The sequence below is a fragment of the Amycolatopsis sp. Hca4 genome (genome assembly GCF_013364075.1).
In the GTDB taxonomy this organism is placed as follows: Bacteria; Actinomycetota; Actinomycetes; order Mycobacteriales; family Pseudonocardiaceae; genus Amycolatopsis.
Map to the genome: position 1 here is coordinate 3,130,700 of NZ_CP054925.1, position 20,606 is coordinate 3,151,305.

Here is a 20,606-nt window from a genome sequence, read left to right on the forward strand (position 1 = left end):
CGATTTGGCAGCATAGGGGCGTGTTCTTCGACAAGATCGTCCGCCCGGCGCTGTACCGGCTGTCCTACCACGATCCCGAGCTGGTGCACGAGCGCACGATCGGCGTACTGGCCCGGCTCGGCAAGTTCGCGCCCGGCGGCGTCCTGCGCGTCGACGACCCCGTGACCGTGCTGGGCCTGCGGTTCCCCAACCGCGTCGGCCTGGCCGCCGGGATGGACAAGAACGGCCGCGCGCTGCCGGCGTGGGCCGCGCTGGGCTTCGGGTTCGTCGAGGTCGGCACGGTGACGCGGCTGGCGCAGCCGGGCAACCCGAAGCCGCGGCTGTTCACCCTGCCCGCCAGCGACGCGATCATCAACCGCATGGGCTTCAACAACGACGGTGCGGAAGCCCTCGCCGCCAAGCTCGCCCGCGACGGCAAACCGGGTGTGCCGCTGGGGATCAGCATCGGCAAGTCGAAGGTCACGCCGCTCGAGGACGCCGTGGAGGACTACCGGTTCTCGCTGCGCGCGCTGCACCCGTACGCGGACTACTTCGCGATCAACGTCAGCTCGCCGAACACGCCGGGGCTGCGGCAGCTGCAGGACCGCACCGCACTCGCCGAGCTGCTCGGCGAGCTGCGCACGACGTCGGCCGAGCTGGCCGGCACCGGCAGCCCGACGCCGGTGCTGGTGAAGGTCGCGCCCGACCTGACCGACGACGCCCTGGCCGAGCTGCTGGAGGTCGCGCTCGAGCACGGTGTCGCCGGGATCATCGCCACGAACACGACCCTGTCCCGCGAGGGGGTCGCGCCCGCGGAGAGCGGCCTGGCCGGACAGGCGGGAGGACTGTCCGGCCGGCCGCTGACCACCCGCGCGGCCGAGGTCGTGCGGTTCGTGCACGACCACACCGGCGGGAGCCTGCCGATCATCGGCGTCGGCGGGATCACGAGCCCGGACGACGCCGTCCGGCTCGTCGACGCCGGCGCGTCGCTCGTGCAGCTCTACACGGGCTTCGCTTTGCACGGGCCGGGTCTGGTGCGCCGCGTCAGCCGGCGTCTCGCAGCCCGGCGGTAGACGCGAAGCGGACATACCCGCGCCAGGACTCGTAGCGGTCCAGACCGGGTCCTTCCGCCGCCAGGCACCGGACGGCCAGGGGCGCGGTGCCGTCGTCGAGCACGACACGGTCGAGCACGAACGGCTCCTTCAGCGTGGCGGCGAACCGTTCGAACGCGGCCGGGGACAGCCGCCAGCGTTCGCCGTCGAGGACCGTGGCGCCTTCGACGACACCCGGCTGCGGTGGCGCGGTGTCCAGGAGCACCATCCGGTAGCCCTCGGTGGTCCGGACCGGTCCGCTGAACCGGGCGCCGAGGGCGGTGAGGTCGGCGTTGAGCGGCTGGCCGCGCAGGTGGGCACCGAACACGACGACGTCCTCGCCCGGCTCCGGGTAGGGCGTCATCGGCTCGTCCGTGCAGACGGTCGCCAGGTCGAGGGCGATCTGGTCTTCGAACGCCCGCGTCAGGAAGGTGACGCCGAACGGGCGGCGGTCGCCCGGCAGCACCGGGACGGTCACCGTGGCCACGTCGAGGAGGTTCGCGAAGGCCGTGCACGAGGCCAGGCGGTGGCCGACGCCGGCCGGGTCGGCCAGCGCTTCGGCGATTCCCGGCTGCTCCGGGACGGTCGGGACGATCAGGGCGTCGAAGCCGTCGAAACCCTGCTCGGCGACCGGGACCGGGGTGAGCACGGCGCCGGCCGCGGTCAGCCGGGCGACGACGGCCTTGAGCGCGAGGCCCGCCGCTTCGCCGAGGGGCAGGTCGGCGGGGTAGGCGATCCGCGGGTGCTCGCCGGCGCCGAGGCGGACGTCGGCGGGCCATGACCGCTCGCCGCCGGTCATCAGGGTGAGCGCACGGTGGGCCGCGACCAGGCCGTTCGCGTACACGGAGACGTTGTCGGCGGCGGGCAGCAGGCCACGCGTCGGCTTCACCGCGGCGACGGCGTTCAGCGCCGCCGGGACCGCGCCGCCCGTGCTCAGCGCCAAGTCGACGACGCCGAGCGCGACGGCGACCGCGGCACCGTTGCCGCCGGCCTTGGTGCGGTCCCAGGCGCCGGAGAGCATGGCGGCGCCGGTCTTGCCGAGCACGACGGCGCCGGCGGACGTGAGCCGGGCGACGACGGGAGCGCTCGTTTCCGGGACGCTGCGGCCGGAGGGCTGCTTCGCGACGTCGATCAGGTCCTGGACGGCGACGACCGTGCCGGCCAGCGGCAGGTCCTCGCCTGCTTTGACGCGTTCGTCGACGGCCTTGGCGTCGACGAGGACGTCTTCGACCGCGCGGAGGGTGGTCCAGAGTTCGGGGCGGCCGGCCTCGGTGAGGCGTTCGAAGGCCGCGATGACGCGCTGGGAGGCGGTGGGCGGGGTGATCGGCACGGGGTCCGGATCCGGCGGGAGCGTGTTCACGGGGCGTCCTTTCCTCGGCGGTCGAGAAAGTCCACTGTGTACGGTCGGCGCCGGCGATCCTCAGTGCACGGCGGGCCTCCCGGCGAGTGACACCTCTGCATGCATGACAGAAACGTTAGGGCGTGGACGTTTCCGTCGCCATCAGTTTCCGATTACGCGCGGGTTTCGGCACCGGAAGGTGAACAGGGCGCGACGCCGGGGTGAAACGCACGATCACGCACGCCGGGTGACGAACCCCCGCCTCCCCCATCCGGCGGCACTCGAACGGCCGAGTTTGAGATCCGAACGGCCCAGCAACCCCCGAATTCGCGTGACGGAGGCCGGATCCGGCGTGCTGGAGGCCGTAACTCGCGTGATCCGGGCCGTACCGGGTCCGATCACGCGGGATCCGCCGCCAGTCACGCGAGTTCCGGCTCTGATCACGCGGGATCCGGTGGGGATCACGCGGGCGGGCTCAGGAGAGTTCGCGGAGGGCGAGGGCGAGGCCGGCCAGGCGGTCGGTGGCGTCGGTGAGGGCCTGCTTGGACGTCACCAGGCCGTCGCCGGCCGCGGCGACCGTGTGGCCGGCCGCGGCGACCAGGCCGCGGTAGCCCTCGAGGCCGTCGTCGAGCTGGTCGCGGAGCTTGGCCACCGCTGCGTCCAGGGCCGGCTTCTCGCGGGCCGGCGCGGAGTCGCGGCCGCGCTCGATCGCCTGGATGCGGGCGGCCAGGCCGCGCAACGCGGCCGCCGCTTCGGTGGCCGTCTGGCGGGCGTCGGCGACCGAGACCTCCGAGACCGGGGGCGCGCCCAGCGAGGACGGCACCGAGAGCTGGCGCAGCAGCTCGCCCAGCGAGGCTTCGCACTCGGCGAGGCGCTCCATCGGCTCGCGGGCCGCCGAGCGGGCGGGCGGCAGCGGCGGCGGGCCGGCCGGGGCCGCCGGGATCGGGGTGCGCTTGAGGTCACGCAGCTTCAGCCCGGACCGGACGCTGAAGGTGCCGAAGATGACGACCCCGGCGAACGCGGTGATCGCCTGCGGCATCATCGCGGCGTGGGTCGGGCTGATCCAGCCCAGCGCGGCCGCCACGGTGACGACGCCGCACAGGATCGTCAGGATGATCCACAGCGTCAGCGCCTTCGACGTCCGGCGCTTGCGGCGTTCGAGCTTCGCGGCCGGGTGGTTCCAGCGATCCCACTTGGCGCGCGCCTCGGCGAACGCGGGGACCTGGCTGGCCATGGACGACAGCGAGGCCGTCATGTCGGGCCGCCGGACCGGCGGCCGTTGCAGCGGGTTCGGGCGCTGCGGTGCAGGCTTCCCGCCGGCCTGGTCGGCCGGCGGGAAGTACTTCTGCACCTTCTGGAGCTTCTCCTGGGCGCGCACCGCGTAGTCGGGCAGCTTCTCGATGTGCTTCTCCAGCTTCGCGCTCAGCTCGCTGAAGTCACGGCGTCTGCCGCCCTGCTGCGCCATGGTGCTCGCCCCCTTCGGCGTCGTCAGGCCGGGTTCTTGCCCTGCTCGGCCTGCACGCGCGCCTGGATTTCCCGCTGGATGTCGGACTGGCTGGTCGACGCCGGGGCCGCCTTGCCGCCGTCGGTGACCTGGGCGACCGAGTCGCCGTGCATCGACGCGCGGATCTGCTGCAGCCGCGACTGGCCTGCCAGCTGCGTGGTGGAGGCCTGGACCTCCATCATGCGACCCTGGACCGAGTTCTGGGCGAGCTCCGCCGAGCCCAGCGCCGTGGTGTAGCGCTTCTCGATCTTGTCGCGGACCTCTTCCAGCGACGGCGTGTTGCCCGGCGCGGCCAGCTGGCTCATCTGGTTGAGCGAAGCGGAGACCTGCTCCTGCATCTTCGCCTGCTCCAGCTGCGAGAGCAGCTTGGTGCGCTCGGCCAGCTTCTGCTGCAGCATCTGCGAGTTGCGTTCCACGGCCTTCTTGGCCTGGGCCGCGGCCTGCAGCGACTGGTCGTGCAGCGTCTTCAGGTCCTCGATGCTCTGCTCGGCCGTGACGAGCTGCGTCGCGAAGCTTTCCGCGGCGTTCTCGAACTCGGTCGCCTTCTGCTCGTCGCCCTTGGCGCGCGCCTCGTCCGCGAGGACCAGCGCCTGCCGGGTCGAGGCCTGCAGCTTCTCGACCTCGCCGAGCTGCCGGTTGAGCTTCATCTCCAGCTGCCGCTGGTTGCCGATCACGGAGGCGGCCTGCTGCGTCAGCGCCTGGTGGTTGCGCTGCGCCTCCTCGATGGCCTGCTGGATCTGTACCTTCGGGTCGGCGTGCTCGTCGATCTTCGACGAGAACGCCGCCATCATGTACTTCCAGAACTTCACGAACGGGTTGGCCATCTCCTCCGCCTGCCTTCTTGCGTCCCACGGGCCTAGGTACTCGGGGTGTGGGGCGTCGCTCCCCTGCTGACAGTTCAACGCACCAACCCCGGCGTCGGGTTCCATCGTGTCAGGTCGGCCACGTCCGTTCCAGGCGACCCGGCCGAATTCAGGGATCCCCCCGATCACTACCCGTAGACAACGCGGACGGCCCCGGGCGGGTTGCCCGGGGCCGGCGACGGAAATCGAGGGTGGCGCGGGGACGCCGACGGCCCCGGGCTCGGTGCCCGGGGCCGTCGGCGCAATACTCCCTTATGCAGCGATGGTCGAGGCCAGCTTGGGCTGGCCGATCGTCGTCCGCAACGTCGTGTTCATCCGCGGCGCCGGGGAAACCCGCAGGTCGGCGAGGTCGTTCCCGATCAGCTCGGACATCAGGCGGCCGCCTTCGATGCCCGCTGCCGACGCCTCGGCGCCCCGCTTCTCCCGGGGCGCGCCTTCCACGATCCGCTCGTCGACCGGTGGGACCTCGACGTTGTCGAGGGCCGAAACGTCCGCCGCCACGTTGTGCAGCAGCTCGCCGAGCGGAAGGTCCAGAGCCTGGCAGATGGACGCCAGCAGCTCGCTCGACGCCTCCTTCTGGCCCCGCTCCACCTCCGAGAGGTAGCCGAGGCTGACCCTGGCGGCGCGGGAGATGTCGCGCAGCGTACGACGCTGGTTGGTGCGGGCATGACGGAGCCGATCACCGATCGCCTCACGCAACAGCACGGTCATCACGCGCCTCCCTTCCGAACAAGTACCCCCTACGTTACCCAGAGCGGCGCCCCGGGCGCAGGAGTTGGTGTGCACGTACGCCAAGGGCGAACGCGTGTTTCACGCCAAATGTTCCCCGAGCAGCGCAAACGCGGCCAAGACCGACTCGGTCCTGATCAAGTCGCGATCGCCGCTCAAGGCCAGGCTACGCACTGTACGCGTTCCCGGCCCGGCGAGCCCGACGTGCACGGTGCCCGGCGGGACGCCGTCCTGGGCCGACGGCCCGGCCACGCCGGTGAGCCCGAGGCCCCACGTGGCGCCGCACCGGTCGCGGGCCCCCTCGGCCAGCTGGGCCGCCACCTCGGGGTGGACCGCCCCGTGCTCGGCCAGCAGCTCCGCGGAGACGCCGGCCAGCGCCGCCTTCAGCTCGGTGGCGTAGACCACCAGTCCCCGCGCAGCACCGCGCTCGCCCCCGGCACCCGCGCCAGGGTGGCGCAGACCAGGCCCGCAGTCAGCGACTCGGCCGCCGCCACCGTTTCGCCCCGCGCGGTCAGGGCCGCGACCAGGGCCGTTTCGTCCACGCTCAGCTCCCGGTGACCCGGCGCCCGGCCGCACGCAGTCGCACCGCCCGCACCAGGTAGTCGACGCCGGTCACCACGGTCAGCACCAGCGCCAGCCCCATCAGCGCCCACCGCACCGGGTCGGCACCGGACGGCAGCGGCAGCAGGTACGCCACGATCGCGGCGATCTGCGCCATCGTCTTCGCCTTCCCGCCGCGGCTGGCCGGGATCACGCCGTGCCGGATCACCCAGAACCGCAGCAGCGTCACGCCGATCTCGCGCACCGCGATGACGATCGTGACCCACCAGCCCAGCTCGCCCAGCACGCTCAGCCCGACCAGCGCCGCGCCGGTCAGCGCCTTGTCCGCGATCGGGTCGGCGATCTTGCCGAAGTCGGTGATCAGGCCGAACTTCCGGGCCACCCAGCCGTCGAGCTGGTCGGTGGCCGACGCGACGGCGAACAGGCCGGTCGCGATCGCCCGCCAGGTCGTGTCGTGGCCGTCGCCGACGAACAGCGCGATCACGAACAGCGGCACCAGGACCAGGCGCGAGAGCGTCAGGAGGTTCGCGACGTTGAGCGTCGGGACCGGGGTCGGCTCCGGGACCTGCGCGGGGACGTCGTGGGCGAGGCCCTCGTCGGCGGCGTCGCTGGGGAGCGCACTCACCGGTCGGCGTCCGGTGCCGCGCGGACGATCAGGTCCACGCCGGCGGAGTCGACGACCTCGCAGCGGAGGAAGTCGCCGACCTGCACCTTCTCCGGCGCGTCGAGGATGACGCACTCGCCGTCGACCTCCGGCGCCTGGTGGGCGGCGCGGCCGGTCAGCTCGCCGTCGTCGTCCAGCTCGACCAGGACGTCGACGAAGGTGCCGATCCGGTCCTCGGCGCGCTGCGCGGTCAGCTCCTCGACCAGCGCGGAGATCCGCGTGACGCGCTTCGCGACCTCTTCGGCGTCGAGCTTGCCGTCGAAGCCCTCGGCCTCGGTGCCGTCCTCGTCGGAGTAGCCGAAGACGCCGACCGCGTCGAGGCGCGCGCCGGTCAGGAAGCGTTCCAGCTCGCTCAGGTCGTGCTCGGTCTCGCCGGGGAACCCGACGATCACGTTGGTGCGGATGCCCGCCTCGGGCGCGTACTCGCGGATCTGCTCGCACAGCGCCAGGAACGAGTCGGTCGAGCCGAACCGCCGCATCCGGCGCAGCACCTGCTCGCTCGAGTGCTGGAAGGACAGGTCGAAGTACTCGGCGACGCCCGGCGTGGTCGCGATGGCCTTGACCAGCTGCGGGCGCGTCTCGGCCGGCTGCAGGTAGGAGACGCGGACGCGCTCGATGCCGTCGATCTCCGCCAGCCGCGGCAGCAGCCGCTCGAGCGCGGTGGCGCCGTCGCGGCCGAAGTCCTTGCCGTAGGACGTCGAGTTCTCGCTGACCAGGAACAGCTCCTTGACGCCGTTTTCGGCCAGCCACATCGCTTCGGCGACGATCTCGTCCGGCTGCCGCGAGACGAAGGAACCGCGGAACGACGGGATCGCGCAGAACGAGCAGCGCCGGTCGCAGCCGGAGGCGATCTTCAGCGCGGCTACCGGCGAGTCGTCCAGGCGCGTGCGCAGCACCCGCGGGCCCCAGCCGTGCTGGGCGTGCCCCGGCACCTCGACCGCGTCCGCGGCGGCGGGCCGCTCGACCGGGCTGATCGGCAGCAGCTTGCGGCGGTCGCCCGGGGTGTGCGAGGCGATCTTGCGGCCGGCGACGACGTCGTCGAGCCGGGCCGAGAGGTCGGCGTAGTGGTCGAATCCCAGCACCGCGTCGGCCTCGGGGAGGCTGTCGGCGAGCTCGTGGCCGTACCGCTCGGCCATGCAGCCGACGGCGACGACCTTCTTGCCCGTGTCGGACGCGGCGAGCAGCGTGTCGACGGAGTCCTTTTTGGCCGACTCGACGAAGCCGCAGGTGTTGACCACGACGACGTCGGAGTCCTCCGGGTCGGCCGCCAGCTCCCAGCCGCCGGCCGCGAGCCGGCCCGCGAGCTCCTCCGAGTCGACCTCGTTGCGGGCGCAGCCCAGGGTCAGCAGGGAGACGCGTCGGGTGGCAGCTGGGTCCGCGGCAGGGGAAGGCACGACGTTCAGGGTAGCCGCCGGTCCCGGGCGGCCCGACGACGGCGTAGCCCGGTCGTGTCCCCGCGCACGACGGGCGATGTGGCAGGCTTGACGATCGTGCTGTCCGACTCGCCCCGCCCGGCCGTCCGCCGCGCCCGCATCGCCGACGTCCGCAAGATCAAGGCCCTGGTCGACTCGGACGCGGGCCGCGTCCTGCTGGAGAAGGACCTGGTCACGCTGTACGAGGACGTCCAGGAGTTCTGGGTCGCCGAGGTGGGTGACGAGGTGGTCGGCGCGGCCGCGCTGCACGTGCTCTGGGAGGACATCGCCGAGCTGCGCACGGTCGTGGTCGACAAGGCCGTCCGCGGCCAGGGGGTCGGCCGGGTGCTGGTCGCCCGGCTGGTCGACGAGGCACGTGAGCTGGGCCTCAAGCGCCTGTTCGTGCTGACCTTCGAAACGGGGTTCTTCGCCGGGCACGGGTTCGTGGAGATCGACGGCACGCCGGTGTCGCACGAGGTCTACGAGGAGATGCGGCGCTCGCACGACACCGGCGTCGCGGAATTCCTGGACCTGCCCTACGTCAAGCCGAACACCTTGGGAAATTCCCGCATGCTGCTCGAATTGTGAGTGAAAACCTCCTTTCGGGCGGTGACGTGCGCCACTGCCCTGCTCGAAGCTGATCGGGCACTTGTCCCCGATCGGCAAGGAAACCGATGCGCACGACACTGCGGAACCTGGGGGCCACCGTGACGGTGGCCGTTTCTGTCGGCGCGGGCGCCCTGCTGGGCACCGGCACCGCGGCCGCCGTCGACATCCCGGCGGTCACCGACCAGTACCTCTTCAGCACCTCACTCTCGAACTTCGAGACGATCCGGAACTCCGCGCCCTACAACGGCCAGCTCGACTGGTCGTCCGACGGCTGCTCGTGGGCCCCGGACAACCCGTTCGGCTGGAAGTTCCTGCCCGGCTGCCACCGGCACGACTTCGGCTACCGCAACTACAAGAAGCAGGGCCGCTTCACCGAGGCGAACCGGCTGAAGATCGACGACAACCTGTACACGGACCTGAAGAGCGTGTGCGGGTCGAACATCGCCTGCAAGGGCGCGGCGTGGACGTACTACGAGGCGGTGCGCAAGTTCGGCGGCTGAGCCAGGATGGTGATCATGGAGATCGATCACCTGCTCAGCACCACCCGCGCGGTCCGGCGGAAGCTCGACCTCGACCGCCCGGTCGAGCCGGAAGTCCTCGAGGAGTGCCTGAACCTGGCGCTGCAGGCGCCGACTCCGGGCAACGTCCAGGCGTGGCGCTGGCTGGTCGTGCGGGACCAGGGCGTGAAGGACCGGCTCGGCGTGCTGTTCCGCGAGGTCGGCGAGGCCTACCTCGCCGAGCGGGCGCAGCACGCCGAGCCGCGGGCCCTGGCGTCCGGGCGGCACCTGATCGACGTGATCGAGCGCGTCCCGGTGTTCGTGATCCCGGTCCTGGCCGGCCGCCCGGCCTGCGACAACGCCACCGACGCGGCGTTCTACGGCGGCATCTTCCCTGCGGTGTGGAACTTCCAGCTGGCGCTGCGCTCGCGCGGGCTGGGGTCGACGCTGACGACCTACCACCTGGCCCGCGAGGCGGAGGCGGCGGAGATCCTCGGCATCCCGGAGGGTCACACGCAGGCCGGGCTGCTGCCGGTGGCGTACACGACGGTGCCGGACTTCAAGCCCGCGCCGCGCACCCCGCTGTCCGAAGTGGCCTACCTCGACCACTGGGGCACGCCGCTCAGCTGATCCGGACCGTGGCTTCCCCGCCGTCCTCGCTCACCGAGACCAGCTCGATCCGGCTGGCGGCGAACGACGTCGCCTGCGGGCCGGTGCGGATGCCGCTGTGGAGCTCGGCCGTGGTGCTTTCCCCGCGGCCGGGCTCCTTCAGCAGGAACGCCAGGGTCGCCTCCCCCTGCCAGATGCAGGTCATCCCGGGCCGGCACCGCGAGTCGGCGACCACCCGCGTGAAGCGCACGGTGAGGTCCTTCCCCGCCACGGCGGCCTCCTGCCCCAGCCGCAGCGTGACCTCCTGCCCGGAGGGGGCGCTGACGGCCGGCCCGGCGACCGGCTGCCCGGCGGCGACCGAGCTCCCGGCACCCACCGTGACGACGGCGAAGGCGAACAGTCCGGCTACGAATCGCTGAAGGTCCACGCACCCAGGACGGAACGGAGCCCGGGCCGGGTTGCACGGCTACTCGTCGTCGCCGGCGTCCGCGTCCACCGGGCCGCCGCCGCGGATCATGAACAGGACCGACTCCAGTTCCTCCGGCTTGATCAGCACGTCCCGGGCCTTCGAGCCCTCCGACGGGCCCACCACCCCGCGGCTCTCCAGCAGGTCCATCAGCCGCCCCGCCTTGGCGAAGCCGACCCGGAGCTTGCGCTGCAGCATCGATGTCGAACCGAACTGGGACGTCACGATCAGCTCCGCCGCCTGCAGCAGGACGTCGAGGTCGTCGCCGATGTCCGGGTCGATCTCCTTCTTCTCGCCCGCCTTGGCCGCGGTGACGCCGTCCTGGTAGTCCGGCTGCGCCTGCTCCTTGGCGTAGTTGACGACGGCCGCGATCTCTTCGTCGCCGACGAACGCGCCCTGGATGCGGACCGGCTTCCCGGCACCCATCGGCAGGTAGAGCGCGTCGCCCATGCCGATCAGCTTCTCCGCGCCCGGCTGGTCCAGGATGACCCGCGAGTCGGTCAGCGACGACGTCGCGAAGGCCAGCCGCGAGGGCACGTTGGTCTTGATCAGGCCGGTGACGACGTCGACCGACGGCCGCTGCGTCGCCAGGACCAGGTGGATACCGGCCGCACGCGCCTTCTGGGTGATCCGGACGATCGCGTCCTCGACGTCGCGCGGGGCGGTCATCATCAGGTCGGCGAGCTCGTCGACGATCGCCATGATGTACGGGTACGGCCGGTACTCGCGCTCGGACCCCGGCGGCGCGGTGATCTCGCCCGAGCGCACCTTCTTGTTGTAGTCGTCGATGTGCCGGACCTTGTTGACCTGCATGTCCTGGTAGCGCTGCTCCATCTCCTCCACGAGCCAGGCCAGTGCGGCGGCGGCCTTCTTCGGCTGGGTGATGATGGGCGTGATCAGGTGCGGGATGCCCTCGTAGGGCGTCAGCTCGACCATCTTCGGGTCGATCAGGATCATCCGGCACTCGTCCGGCGTCGAGCGCGCGAGCAGCGACACCAGCATCGAGTTGACGAAGCTCGACTTACCGGAACCGGTGGAACCGGCGACCAGCAGGTGGGGCATCTTCGTCAGGTTCGCGGTGACGAAGTGGCCCTCGATGTCCTTGCCGAGGCCGATCACCATCGGGTGGTTGTCCTTGACCGTAGACGGCGCCCGCAGGACGTCGCCGAGGCGAACCATCTCGCGGTCGGAGTTCGGCACCTCGATGCCGACCGCGGACTTGCCGGGGATCGGCGCCAGCAGGCGGACGTTGTCGGTGGCCACCGCGTAGGCGATGTTCTTGGTCAGCGCGGTGATCTTCTCGACCTTCACGCCCGGGCCGAGCTCGACCTCGTAGCGGGTGACCGTCGGGCCGCGGGTGAAGCCGGTGACCTGCGCGTCGACGTTGAACTGCTCCAGCACGCCGGTGATCGCCTCGATCATGGCGTCGTTGGCCTTGCTGCGGGACTTCGGCGCGTCGCCGAGCTTCAGCAGGTCGGGCGGCGGGAGCTGGTAGTCGCCTTCGACCGTCCGGGTGACCGCGAGCGGCGGTTCGACCGGCTTCTTCGGCTTCTTCTCGACGACCTCCGGCACCGGCTTGGGCTTGGGCGGCTTGATCGGCGTCGGCGCCTCGGCCAGCATCGCGTCGATGTCCAGCTGCTCGGGCTCGGCGTCGCTGGACTGGCGGCGCCGGGACGGCTTGCGCAGCCGCGCGGCCTTGGGGTCGGCGTCGGTGACCTTCTCTTCGTCGGTGGCGAAGCCCGAGCGCTGCGCCTCGGCTTCGGCGATCTCGTCCTCGTCGAGGCCCCAGTTCCGCAGCCGGTGCGGGATCTGGCGGACCGGCGTGCCGGTGAACACGAGCACCCCGAAGAACAGGGCGAGTATCAGCAGCGGCACGGCGACCCAGGTCGTGACACCCATGGTGAGCAGGCCGCCGGAGAACGCGCCGACGATGCCGCCGGCGTACATCCGGCCGTCGTTGGTCTCGGGCAGCGCCGTGAAGATGTGCAGCATCCCGAGCACGGACAGGACGACCATGATCGTGCCGACGACCATCCGCGGCCGCGTCTCCGGGTGCGGCTCGGACCGCATCAGCGCGACGGCGACCACGACCAGCACCAGCGGCAGCGTGACGGCCCCGGCGCCGAGGACGGTCCGGGTGGCGATCTCCACCCCGGTGCCGATCGGGCCGGCCGCCCGCCACCAGACGCCGACGGCCGCGACGATGCCCAGGCCGATCAGGCCCAGCGCCAGGCCGTCGCGGCGGTGTTCCGGTTCGAGCTCGCGGGTGCGGCCGACCGTCCTGGCCAGCGTGCCGAGGCCCTTGGCCAGCAGGTTCCAGGTCCCCCTGACGCCCTTGCCGAAGATCCCGGGCGTCTTGCGGCGGGCGCGTGGCGGGGGTTTGCGAGCGGACGTACGGGGCTTCGCAGGTGTACGCGGCTTACGCGCCGCTGCCCCCTTCGCGCCGCTTCCCGTGCTTCTCTTCCTCGTCGCCGACCCAGCCATGCCTTTTACGGTAACCGGCCGTGGCGGTTCGTCCCACGCGCCACTCTCGGCCCAGGGTGAACTTCTGCCTCACACCGCGGGTTGAGCGGCCATCCGGGTGAACCGATCCGGCCAGTGCGCAAACGGGTGAAATCGGCGTCTGCCATGCTCTGCCCCATGGTCGCGCTGAACTCCGACAACACCGCTCGCCGGGCGCCCGCCATCTGGCGGACCATGCTCAACATCGACCGCGGGCTGGTGAACCTCGTCGGGCGGCTCACGGTGACCGGCCGGGTGCCCGCGCAGCTGCGGGGCAGGCCGCTGCTGATGGCCGCGAACCACATCGGGGTGTTCGACGCCTTCGTGCTGATGGCCGCGTGCAAGCGGATCGGCATCAACCCGCGGTTCATGCTGGCCGGCGGCATCCTCGACGCGCCGGTGATCGGGCCGGCGCTGCGGGTCAGCGGGCACCTGCGGGTCGACCGCAAGCACGCCGGCACCGCCGTCGGGCAGTTCGCCGAGGCCGTCGAGGCGATGAAGACCACCCGCGAGCCGATCATCGTCTACCCGGAGGGCCGGATCAGCCACGACCCCGGCCTGTGGCCGGAGCGCGGCAAGACCGGCGCGGCGCGGCTGGCCCTGGCGGCGGGCGTGCCGGTGATCCCGATCAGCCAGTGGGGCGCGCACGAGGCCGTCTACTGGGGTACCGAGACCGTCAACGGCCCGGCCGACCTGGTCCCGCTGGCGCGCTCCGGGCTCAGTGCGCCCCTGCGCCGGCCGAAGTTCCGGGTGCACTTCGGCGACCCCGTCGACCTGTCGGACATCGACACGCAGCGGCCGGGCGCCGGCGTGCGCGCGCACGCGAAGATCATGCAGGCGATCACCGACGGCCTCGTCCCGCTGCGCCGCGACGAGCTGGACCGGCCCCGGTTCCACGACCCGACGCGGCCCACCGACACGGTCAGCCCCTGGAAGCCGCAGTCCGGATCGTGAGACGCGCGGGAGCGCACCCCTAGAGTCGGCGGACGTGAGCACACGGATACTCGTCGTCTACTACAGCTCGACCGGGAACACCGCCGCCCTCGCCGAGTCCCTCGCCGCGGGCGCGGGCGAGACCGGGGCCGACGTGCGGGTGCGGACGGTGCCGGAGACCGTGCCCGCCGAGGCGATCGCGCGGAACCCGCGCTGGCAGGCCTGGGTCGGCGCCGGCCCGCACCACGAGCTCGCCACCCTCGACGACCTCGAGTGGGCCGACGGGCTCGCCGTCGGCAGCCCGACCCGGTTCGGCGGCCCGGCCGCCCAGCTCAAGTCCTTTTTGGACAGCACGGGTGGCCTGTGGGCGCAGGGAAAGCTGGCGGACAAGGTCGCCACGTCGTTCACGACGGCGTCCACAGCCCACGGCGGCCTGGAATCGACGTTGCTGGCGATCAACAACGTCTTCTACCACTGGGGCGCGATCGTCGTCCCGCTCGGCTACACGGACCCGCACCTGAAGGAGTCCGGAAACCCGTACGGCGGTTCGTTCGTGTCCCGCAAGTCCGCGGCACCGGACGACATCGCCCTCGACGCCCTGCGCCTGCAGGGACGGCGGCTGGCCACGATCACCACGCACGTCGCGACCGGGCTGAAGCAGGCGGAGTGAAGGTCCGGGCGCTCCAGCCCGGCCCCCGGATCAGCGCCGGTCGGCGAGTTCGCCATCGACCGGACCACCCCCGGTCTGCGGCGCCCCGTGCGGCTTCACCACCACCTGCGGCGCGGGCTTCGGCTTCGGCTTGGTGGGCTTCGGCGCCGGCTTGGTGGGCGTCGGCGTGCCGGTGGCCCCCACGGTGAACTGCCGCCACCAACTGCCGGTGCCGCCCTCGAGGCAGGACATGGTGGCGTACCACACGCCCGGCTGCACCCCGCTGAACGTGATGGAGTGCTTGTTCCCGTTCTGAACCATGATCCCCTGTTGGATCGGCCGCTGACCACGGTAGAAGTCGTAAGCCGCCAAGGCCCTGACGTCGGCGGTGGCACACGTACCCGTGACGGTCACCGCATTCCCTTTCACGGTGACCTTCATCGACGTCGGATTGCCCGGGTACGCCTCATCGGCCGAAGCCACGGCAGACGACAGCAGCACGCAACCGGCAGCCACACCCGCGGCGGCAATGGATCTTCGCATTTTCCCTCCAATTGATCGCGGGATTTTCGGGGCACCGGGAACACGCCTGCCGCCGTCGCCGTGGTTGCGGCTCGGACGTAACGAAACGGACTCGCCTCCGGCGGTCCGGTCAGCCCCGGGCCGCGCGGCGACGCAGGGCCACGGCGCCGCCCGCACCCAGCAGGGCGAGCGCGCCGCCGCCCGCGACGAGCGGTGCGACGCCGCCGGATTCGTCATCGGCCGGGCCACCACCGGTCTGCGGCGCCCCCTGCGGCTTCACCGCAACCTGCGGCGCGGTCTTCACCGGCGGCTTGACGGGCTTCCCGACGGTGAAATTCCGCACGGCTCCCCCGGAGCCGGGTCCGCCTTCGTGGCAATACATCGAGGCCACGTAGTTCCCCGGCCGGACCCCGGTGAACGTGATGGACCGCTTCTTCCCACTCGCCTTCATGACTCCCCAGCCGATCGGCTCGTGCCCACGAGGCTCCGCGTAACCCCCTTCGGCCGTGGTGCCGGCGGTGTCGCAGACAGCCGAGATGGTCACCACGCTGCCCGACACCGTGACCTTCATCGTCGGGTTTTCCGGCTTTTCCGCGGCCGACGCCGTGATCGGCGACAGCAGGGCGAAACCGGCGGCCACACCGACGGCAGCAAGAACTCTTCGCATTGTTTCCCTCCAGGATTCATCGCATGACGACAGCACGCGAGAATTGTGTGAATCTCTTCCCCGCCGAAAAGAATCGCGGGGTCCCCCGTCTCTTTCGAGACATCCGGAAGACGCCTGCCCCCGCGCGCGGTTCCCGCCCGAACGTAACGAAACGGACTCGGCGTCGACGTGATCGGCATAACCGGGAAAATGGTTTCGGCGGTGACGCCGGGCCACCTACAGTCCCGGTGGTGACCACCGAACTGCCCGTCGTCGCGCCGCCCCGGGTTGCCCACCGGGGCCGCGGGACCGCCTATGTCCTGCTCGCCGCTCTGTTCTTCAGCACGTCGGGCACCCTCGGCAAGTCCGCGATGTCCGCCGGGATCACCCCGGAGCAGGTGGCCGCGGCCCGGATCTCGCTGGCCGGGGTCGTGCTGCTCGCCGGGGTGGCGCTGGTGGCGCCGCGGAAGCTGCGGGTGCGGCGGGCCGAGCTGCCGGTCCTGGCCGGGTACGGCCTGCTCGGCGTGGCCGGCGTGCAGCTGCTCTACTTCGTCGCCGCCGGGCGGATCCCGGTCGGGATCGCCATCCTGCTGGAGTTCGTCTCGCCGGTGCTGATCGCGTTGTGGGTGCGGTTCGTGCGGCGGCACCGGCTGCCGCGGGCGGTGTGGGGCGGGATCGCGCTCGCCATGGCCGGGCTCGCGCTGGTCGCGCAGGTCTGGGAAGGCGTCACGCTCGACGGGCTCGGCCTGCTCGCCGGCTTCGGCGCGGCGCTGTGCTCGGCCGGGTACTTCCTGCTCGGCGAACGCGCGGTGGCCGGCATCGACCCGCTGGGCCTGGTCACCTGGGGCATGGTGATCGGCGCGGTGGCGATCGGCTTCGTCGCGCCGCCGTGGACGTGGCCCGCCGGGCTGCTCGGCACGGAGGTCGGGTTCGGCGCCTGGCACCCGCCGGTGTGGCTGCTGCTGACGCTGCTGGTCCTGGTCGCGACCGTGCTCGCGTACGTGTGCGGCATTTCGTCGCTGCGGCACCTGCCCGCGTCGGTGGCGAGCGTGCTCGGGCTGGTCGAGCCGGTGATCACGACGGTCGCGGCGTGGGTCCTGCTCGGCGAGCAGCTCGCCTGGCCCCAGCTGCTCGGCTCGGCGATCCTGCTGGGCGGCGCGTACGTCGTGCAGCGCAACTCGGAGCTGCTCACGCGGTGACGTTGCGCAAATCCTGCACCGGATAGCCGCCGAGTGGGAAAATCCAGGCTCACCCCGGGAGGACACGTGGCGACGAAATCCGGGCTGCGGCCCGATCTGCGGCAGCGGCACGTCCGGATGATCGCCCTCGGCGGCATCATCGGCGCGAGCCTGTTCATCGGCAGCGGCGCGGTGATCCACACCGTCGGCCCGGCGGCTGTCCTGTCCTACGCCGTCGGCGGGCTGCTCGTGGTGCTGGTGATGCGGATGCTCGGCGAGATGGCGACCGCGGCGCCGTCACTGGGCTCGTTCATGGAGTACGCGCGCGACGCCCTCGGCGGCTGGGCCGGCTTCACGATCGGCTGGCTGTACTGGTACTTCTGGGTCGGCGTGGTCGCGTTCGAGGCGGTCGCGGGCGCGAAGATCCTGCAGGGCTGGATCCCCGGCGTGCCGCAGTGGGTGTTTTCCCTGGCCCTGATGCTGCTGCTGACGGCGACGAACCTGGCCTCGGCGCGCTCGTTCGGCGAGACGGAGTTCTGGCTGGCGTCGATCAAGGTCGCCACCATCGTCGTGTTCCTGGTGCTGGGCACGCTGTTCGTGCTCGGGCTTTGGCCGGACGCCCACTTCTCGGTGGGCAACATCGGCCTCGACGGCTTCGTCCCGAACGGCCCGTTTTCGGTGGTGCACGGCGTGGTGATCGTGATTTTCTCCTATTTCGGAGCGGAGATCGTGACGATCGCGGCGGCGGAGTCCGACCAGCCGGAGACGGCGGTCCGCAAGGCGACGTCGACGATCGTCTGGCGCGTGATCGTGTTCTACGTGGGTTCGGTGGCCTTGCTGGTGATGATCACGCCCTGGCGCGAAATCCCGAGCGAGACAAGCCCGTTCGCGGCGGCGTTCGGCCGTTTCGGCGTCCCGGCGGCCTCGACGATCGTGTCGGCGGTGGTACTGACGGCGGCGCTGTCGGTGCTGAATTCGGGGCTGTACACGGCATCCCGGATGTTGTTCGCGTTGCGCCGCCACGGCTGGGCCCCGGGCTGGATCGCGGACACGAACGCGCGAGGCGTGCCGTGGAAGGCGATCCTGGCGTCGACGTCGGTCGGGTACGTGGCGGTGGTGATGAGTTACGTGTCCCCGGACAAGATCTTCTATTTCATCATCAATTCGGCGGGCGCGGTGGCCTTGTTCGTGTACGCGATCATCTGCGGTTCGCAGATCCGGATGCGGAGGACGCTCGAGGCGTCGGCGCCGGAGAAGCTGAAGCTGCGGATGTGGGGGTACCCGTGGTTGAGCTGGGTGACGCTGGGACTGACGCTGGTGGTGGTGGCGTCGATGCTGTTCGTGGACGCGGACACACGGGCGCAGTTGTCCTTGAGTCTGGTCAGCTTGGCGGTGATCTTGGGCGTCTACGCGGTCATCCGCCGGCGATCCGCCGCCTGATGGGTTCGGCTCCGACGGACCTTGTAAACGTTCCGTACATCTCGGCCGCCGTCGCGTTGTCGCGTCCGCGGAGGGCCAGAACAAGCCCGCTCAGCAGGGCGGCGTAGCGCATCCCGCGAAGCATGACAGGCAAGAAGAACATGACGATCAGCGAGTTGTTCATGCCATCAGCCTGTGCGGCTCGCGGCCTCTCGGGGGTCGCAGTCGGACCGCAGAGACGGGAATAGACTGACCCGCCTGGTGACACGCCGCGTCCGAGAGGGTCGGCGAGGGGGCGGGACGGATGAGCGAGTTGCTCCGGCAACTCGAGTCGTTGGAGAACCGGGCACGAGCCGCCAGACGGGACTCGGGCAAGGATGACTCGCGAGGTACCGCCGCAAGACAAGCCGGCTTGGCCAAACAGACGGTGAGCGGCTGGTTCTCGCCGACGTCCCCGCGGGTGCCGAAGGACCACGACCAGCTTTGGAAGCTCGTTGACGTCTACAGTCGGTGGGCCGGCGAGAAGCCGAGTCGGCAGTACTGGGCGACACTGGTCGAGGAGTCCCGCCCGCTCCCCCAAAGCGCGGGCCGTGCGCTGGGGCGGCCGATCCCGGAATGGGATCCGTTCGACCTCGAGGTGCACCGGTCGATCGACGCGGGTGCCGCCGACGCCGGGCTCCAGCCGTTGCCCACCTACATCGCACGTCCCCATGACGAGTCCTTGCGAGGAGCCGTTGCTTCGGCGGAGCGGGGGTCCAGCTCGATCGCGGTCCTCGTCGGCGAATCGTCGACGGGCAAGACGCGCGCCTGCTGGGAAGCAGTGCGGGCGCTGCCGATGCCCTGGCGGCTTTGGCACCCGATCGAGCCGGACCGGCCTGCTGCCCTGCTGGCCGCCCTGGACTCCGGCGTCCCGCCGCACACGGTGATCTGGCTGAACGAGATCCAGTTCTACCTCCTGCCCAGCGCCGGGGAGAGGGTCGCCGCCGGACTCCGTGAGCTGCTCCGGAGCCCCGCCTCGGGGCCGGTTCTCGTCTTGGGTACGACATGGCCCGACCACTGGTGGCGGCTCACCAGGCAGCCACCACCGAACGAATCGGACCCCCACGCACAGGCTCGTCAACTGCTGGACGGCACCGACATCGCAGTGCCGGACAGCTTCGACGCAGCAGCCATGCACTCGCTCCGGATCGCCTCCCGAGAGGACCCGCGGCTGGCGACCGCTGCGCAGCAGAGCCAGTCCTCCTCCGGAAAAGTCACGCAGTTCCTTTCGGGCGCCCCGAACCTCGTGGAGCGCTATCGGAACGCGCCGCGTCCGGCGAGAGCGGTGCTGGACGCGGCCGTCGATCTCAGAAGGTTCGACCATCCGGTACAGATACCCGAAGACCTGCTGCGCCGAGCCGCGGCAAGCTACTTCTCGGCGGAAGAATTCGACATCCTCCCCGAAGACTGGTTCGAGCAGGCGCTGGATGTCGTCTGCTCACCAGCTCGCGGCCTGCCCGGCCCGCTGACCCGCGCGCGACAGAGGCCCGAGACCACCGGAGAACGGCCCGCGAAGTTCCGCGTCGCCGACTTCCTGGAGCAGCAGGCGAGGGAAGAGCGCAAGAACCTCTTCCCACCCGGAGCCTTGTTCCACTCCGTCTACACCTGGACCGACGAGCCGGAAGTACTGCATGCCGTTGCGGCTCGACTGCACGACGTAGGCCGCCACCGCATGGCTGCCCTTCTGCATCATCGCGCACTGACCCTCGGTCACCGGCAGTCCGCCTGGCCGTTGGCAGAACTGCTGGAGATGGCCGAGGACGTGTCCGGCGCCACTTCGATCCTCGAATCCGAGGCTCCGCGGAGGGCCCAACAGGTCCTCGACCAGCTCGCAAGACTCCTCGCCCGGCAGAAGCGATTCGACGACCTCCGTGCACTGGCCGCTGTCGCATTCGACGCCGGAACCGTACGCCTCCTCCTGGCCGCCAAGAGGGAGATCGAATCGAACGAGAGGCTGTCGTACTTCGACGATTTTTTCTTGCCGCTGATAGTTCGTCCCAACTCGTCCGACGATGACATTCGGGCCAATATGCAGATCTTCCACGAAGGCGCCGAAAATTACACCGCGGATGGCAACGAACGGGTGCGGCGACTGAAAGAGCTGATCGAAACCATGGACCCGGCCCTCGATGTACGACGAAAGGCGATCGAAGACCTCGATATCGCGGTTCAAGAGGCCGAGAAGGCCGAAGAGAAGACATTCGCCCGAGCGATGATGGTCGCGGCCCTGAACGCGGAGATCATCGGGATCGAAAAAGTCGTGGGCTTCTGTGGACGCCACGGGCTGGCAGAACAAGCCGATGCCATCCGGCGCTTCGGCGTCGATGAGGACGGCCTTCCGGCCGAAAGCTGGGATCTGGAACTGCTAAAAGCAGGCTGGCTCGAGCCGTGACCC

20 protein-coding genes and 1 pseudogene are annotated in these 20,606 nt (G+C 70.9%); 9 read left to right on the plus strand and 12 right to left on the minus strand.

Translation table 11 applies throughout. From position 1 onward, the window contains the following. Positions 1-20 precede the first annotated feature (20 nt). Entirely contained in the window at positions 21-1,052 is a 1,032-nt protein-coding gene (locus HUT10_RS13625; RefSeq protein ID WP_176171545.1) for a quinone-dependent dihydroorotate dehydrogenase, read from the plus strand. Here the strand turns inward: HUT10_RS13625 and HUT10_RS13630 are convergent. The 7 genes and pseudogenes from HUT10_RS13630 to rimO all read right to left on the minus strand — a co-directional run bounded on the left by HUT10_RS13630 (position 1,024) and on the right by rimO (position 8,124). Further along, complete coding sequence (locus HUT10_RS13630) at positions 1,024-2,430, minus strand: amidase family protein (RefSeq protein WP_176171546.1); 1,407 nt, start codon at positions 2,428-2,430, stop codon at positions 1,024-1,026. The genes HUT10_RS13625 and HUT10_RS13630 overlap by 29 nt on opposite strands. Before the next feature lie 454 nt (positions 2,431-2,884). Beyond that, positions 2,885-3,874: a hypothetical protein gene (locus HUT10_RS13635; RefSeq protein ID WP_176171547.1), complete on the minus strand. Its 990-nt coding sequence runs from the start codon at positions 3,872-3,874 to the stop codon at positions 2,885-2,887. 23 nt (positions 3,875-3,897) lie between these two features. Continuing rightward, positions 3,898-4,737, minus strand: coding sequence for a PspA/IM30 family protein (locus HUT10_RS13640; RefSeq protein WP_176171548.1), 840 nt, complete (start codon positions 4,735-4,737; stop codon positions 3,898-3,900). A 291-nt stretch (positions 4,738-5,028) separates the two neighbouring features. Further along, positions 5,029-5,487, minus strand: coding sequence for a helix-turn-helix domain-containing protein (locus tag HUT10_RS13645; RefSeq protein WP_167454979.1), 459 nt, complete (start codon positions 5,485-5,487; stop codon positions 5,029-5,031). Positions 5,488-5,586: 99 nt separating this feature from the next. Next, positions 5,587-6,047, minus strand: a pseudogene (locus tag HUT10_RS13650) (CinA family protein). A gap of 2 nt (positions 6,048-6,049) precedes the next feature. Continuing rightward, entirely contained in the window at positions 6,050-6,691 is a 642-nt protein-coding gene (pgsA, locus tag HUT10_RS13655; protein WP_176171549.1) for a CDP-diacylglycerol--glycerol-3-phosphate 3-phosphatidyltransferase, read from the minus strand. Beyond that, on the minus strand, positions 6,688-8,124 hold the full coding sequence (gene rimO, locus HUT10_RS13660) for a 30S ribosomal protein S12 methylthiotransferase RimO (protein WP_176171550.1): 1,437 nt from the start codon (positions 8,122-8,124) through the stop codon (positions 6,688-6,690). Before rimO ends, pgsA begins: the two co-directional genes overlap by 4 nt. A gap of 96 nt (positions 8,125-8,220) precedes the next feature. Between rimO and HUT10_RS13665 the strand changes: the two genes are divergently transcribed. The 3 genes from HUT10_RS13665 (at position 8,221) to HUT10_RS13675 (ending at position 9,878) form a co-directional block, all read left to right on the plus strand. Beyond that, a complete protein-coding gene (locus HUT10_RS13665) occupies positions 8,221-8,730 on the plus strand; it encodes an amino-acid N-acetyltransferase (RefSeq protein ID WP_176177811.1) in 510 nt (169 codons plus the stop codon). Between the two features lie 86 nt (positions 8,731-8,816). Beyond that, positions 8,817-9,251: a phospholipase gene (locus HUT10_RS13670; protein WP_176171551.1), complete on the plus strand. Its 435-nt coding sequence runs from the start codon at positions 8,817-8,819 to the stop codon at positions 9,249-9,251. A 15-nt stretch (positions 9,252-9,266) separates the two neighbouring features. Beyond that, positions 9,267-9,878, plus strand: a complete 612-nt coding sequence (locus HUT10_RS13675) for a nitroreductase family protein (protein WP_176171552.1) — start codon at positions 9,267-9,269, stop codon at positions 9,876-9,878. Here the strand turns inward: HUT10_RS13675 and HUT10_RS13680 are convergent. Both HUT10_RS13680 and HUT10_RS13685 read right to left on the minus strand, forming a co-directional pair. Next, entirely contained in the window at positions 9,871-10,284 is a 414-nt protein-coding gene (locus HUT10_RS13680) for a hypothetical protein (protein WP_254896862.1), read from the minus strand. The two genes, HUT10_RS13675 and HUT10_RS13680, sit on opposite strands and share 8 nt — an antisense overlap. A 39-nt stretch (positions 10,285-10,323) precedes the next feature. After that, complete coding sequence (locus tag HUT10_RS13685) at positions 10,324-12,807, minus strand: DNA translocase FtsK (protein WP_176171553.1); 2,484 nt, start codon at positions 12,805-12,807, stop codon at positions 10,324-10,326. Between the two features lie 156 nt (positions 12,808-12,963). On the opposite strand from HUT10_RS13685, the gene HUT10_RS13690 reads away from it, so the two are divergent. Continuing rightward, positions 12,964-13,779 carry a 1-acyl-sn-glycerol-3-phosphate acyltransferase gene (locus tag HUT10_RS13690; protein ID WP_176171554.1) on the plus strand — a complete coding sequence of 272 codons (816 nt, stop codon included), beginning with the start codon at positions 12,964-12,966 and terminating at the stop codon, positions 13,777-13,779. 34 nt (positions 13,780-13,813) lie between these two features. Then, positions 13,814-14,428 (plus strand): NAD(P)H:quinone oxidoreductase, encoded by a 615-nt coding sequence (gene wrbA, locus HUT10_RS13695; RefSeq protein ID WP_176171555.1) that lies wholly within the window; start codon positions 13,814-13,816, stop codon positions 14,426-14,428. Positions 14,429-14,458: 30 nt separating this feature from the next. Here wrbA and HUT10_RS13700 read toward each other — a convergent pair whose 3' ends face one another. Together HUT10_RS13700 and HUT10_RS13705 are read right to left on the minus strand one after the other, a co-directional pair. After that, complete coding sequence (locus tag HUT10_RS13700; RefSeq protein WP_176171556.1) at positions 14,459-14,950, minus strand: hypothetical protein; 492 nt, start codon at positions 14,948-14,950, stop codon at positions 14,459-14,461. A 109-nt stretch (positions 14,951-15,059) separates the two neighbouring features. Beyond that, positions 15,060-15,596, minus strand: coding sequence for a hypothetical protein (locus HUT10_RS13705; protein WP_176171557.1), 537 nt, complete (start codon positions 15,594-15,596; stop codon positions 15,060-15,062). A 230-nt stretch (positions 15,597-15,826) separates the two neighbouring features. On the opposite strand from HUT10_RS13705, the gene HUT10_RS13710 reads away from it, so the two are divergent. Together HUT10_RS13710 and HUT10_RS13715 are read left to right on the plus strand one after the other, a co-directional pair. Beyond that, complete coding sequence (locus tag HUT10_RS13710; RefSeq protein ID WP_176171558.1) at positions 15,827-16,774, plus strand: DMT family transporter; 948 nt, start codon at positions 15,827-15,829, stop codon at positions 16,772-16,774. Positions 16,775-16,840: 66 nt separating this feature from the next. Continuing rightward, positions 16,841-18,193 (plus strand): amino acid permease, encoded by a 1,353-nt coding sequence (locus HUT10_RS13715; protein WP_176171559.1) that lies wholly within the window; start codon positions 16,841-16,843, stop codon positions 18,191-18,193. Here the strand turns inward: HUT10_RS13715 and HUT10_RS13720 are convergent. Next, positions 18,168-18,356: a hypothetical protein gene (locus HUT10_RS13720; protein WP_176171560.1), complete on the minus strand. Its 189-nt coding sequence runs from the start codon at positions 18,354-18,356 to the stop codon at positions 18,168-18,170. The two genes, HUT10_RS13715 and HUT10_RS13720, sit on opposite strands and share 26 nt — an antisense overlap. A gap of 228 nt (positions 18,357-18,584) precedes the next feature. On the opposite strand from HUT10_RS13720, the gene HUT10_RS13725 reads away from it, so the two are divergent. After that, positions 18,585-20,603, plus strand: coding sequence for a hypothetical protein (locus HUT10_RS13725; protein ID WP_176171561.1), 2,019 nt, complete (start codon positions 18,585-18,587; stop codon positions 20,601-20,603). Positions 20,604-20,606 lie beyond the last annotated feature (3 nt).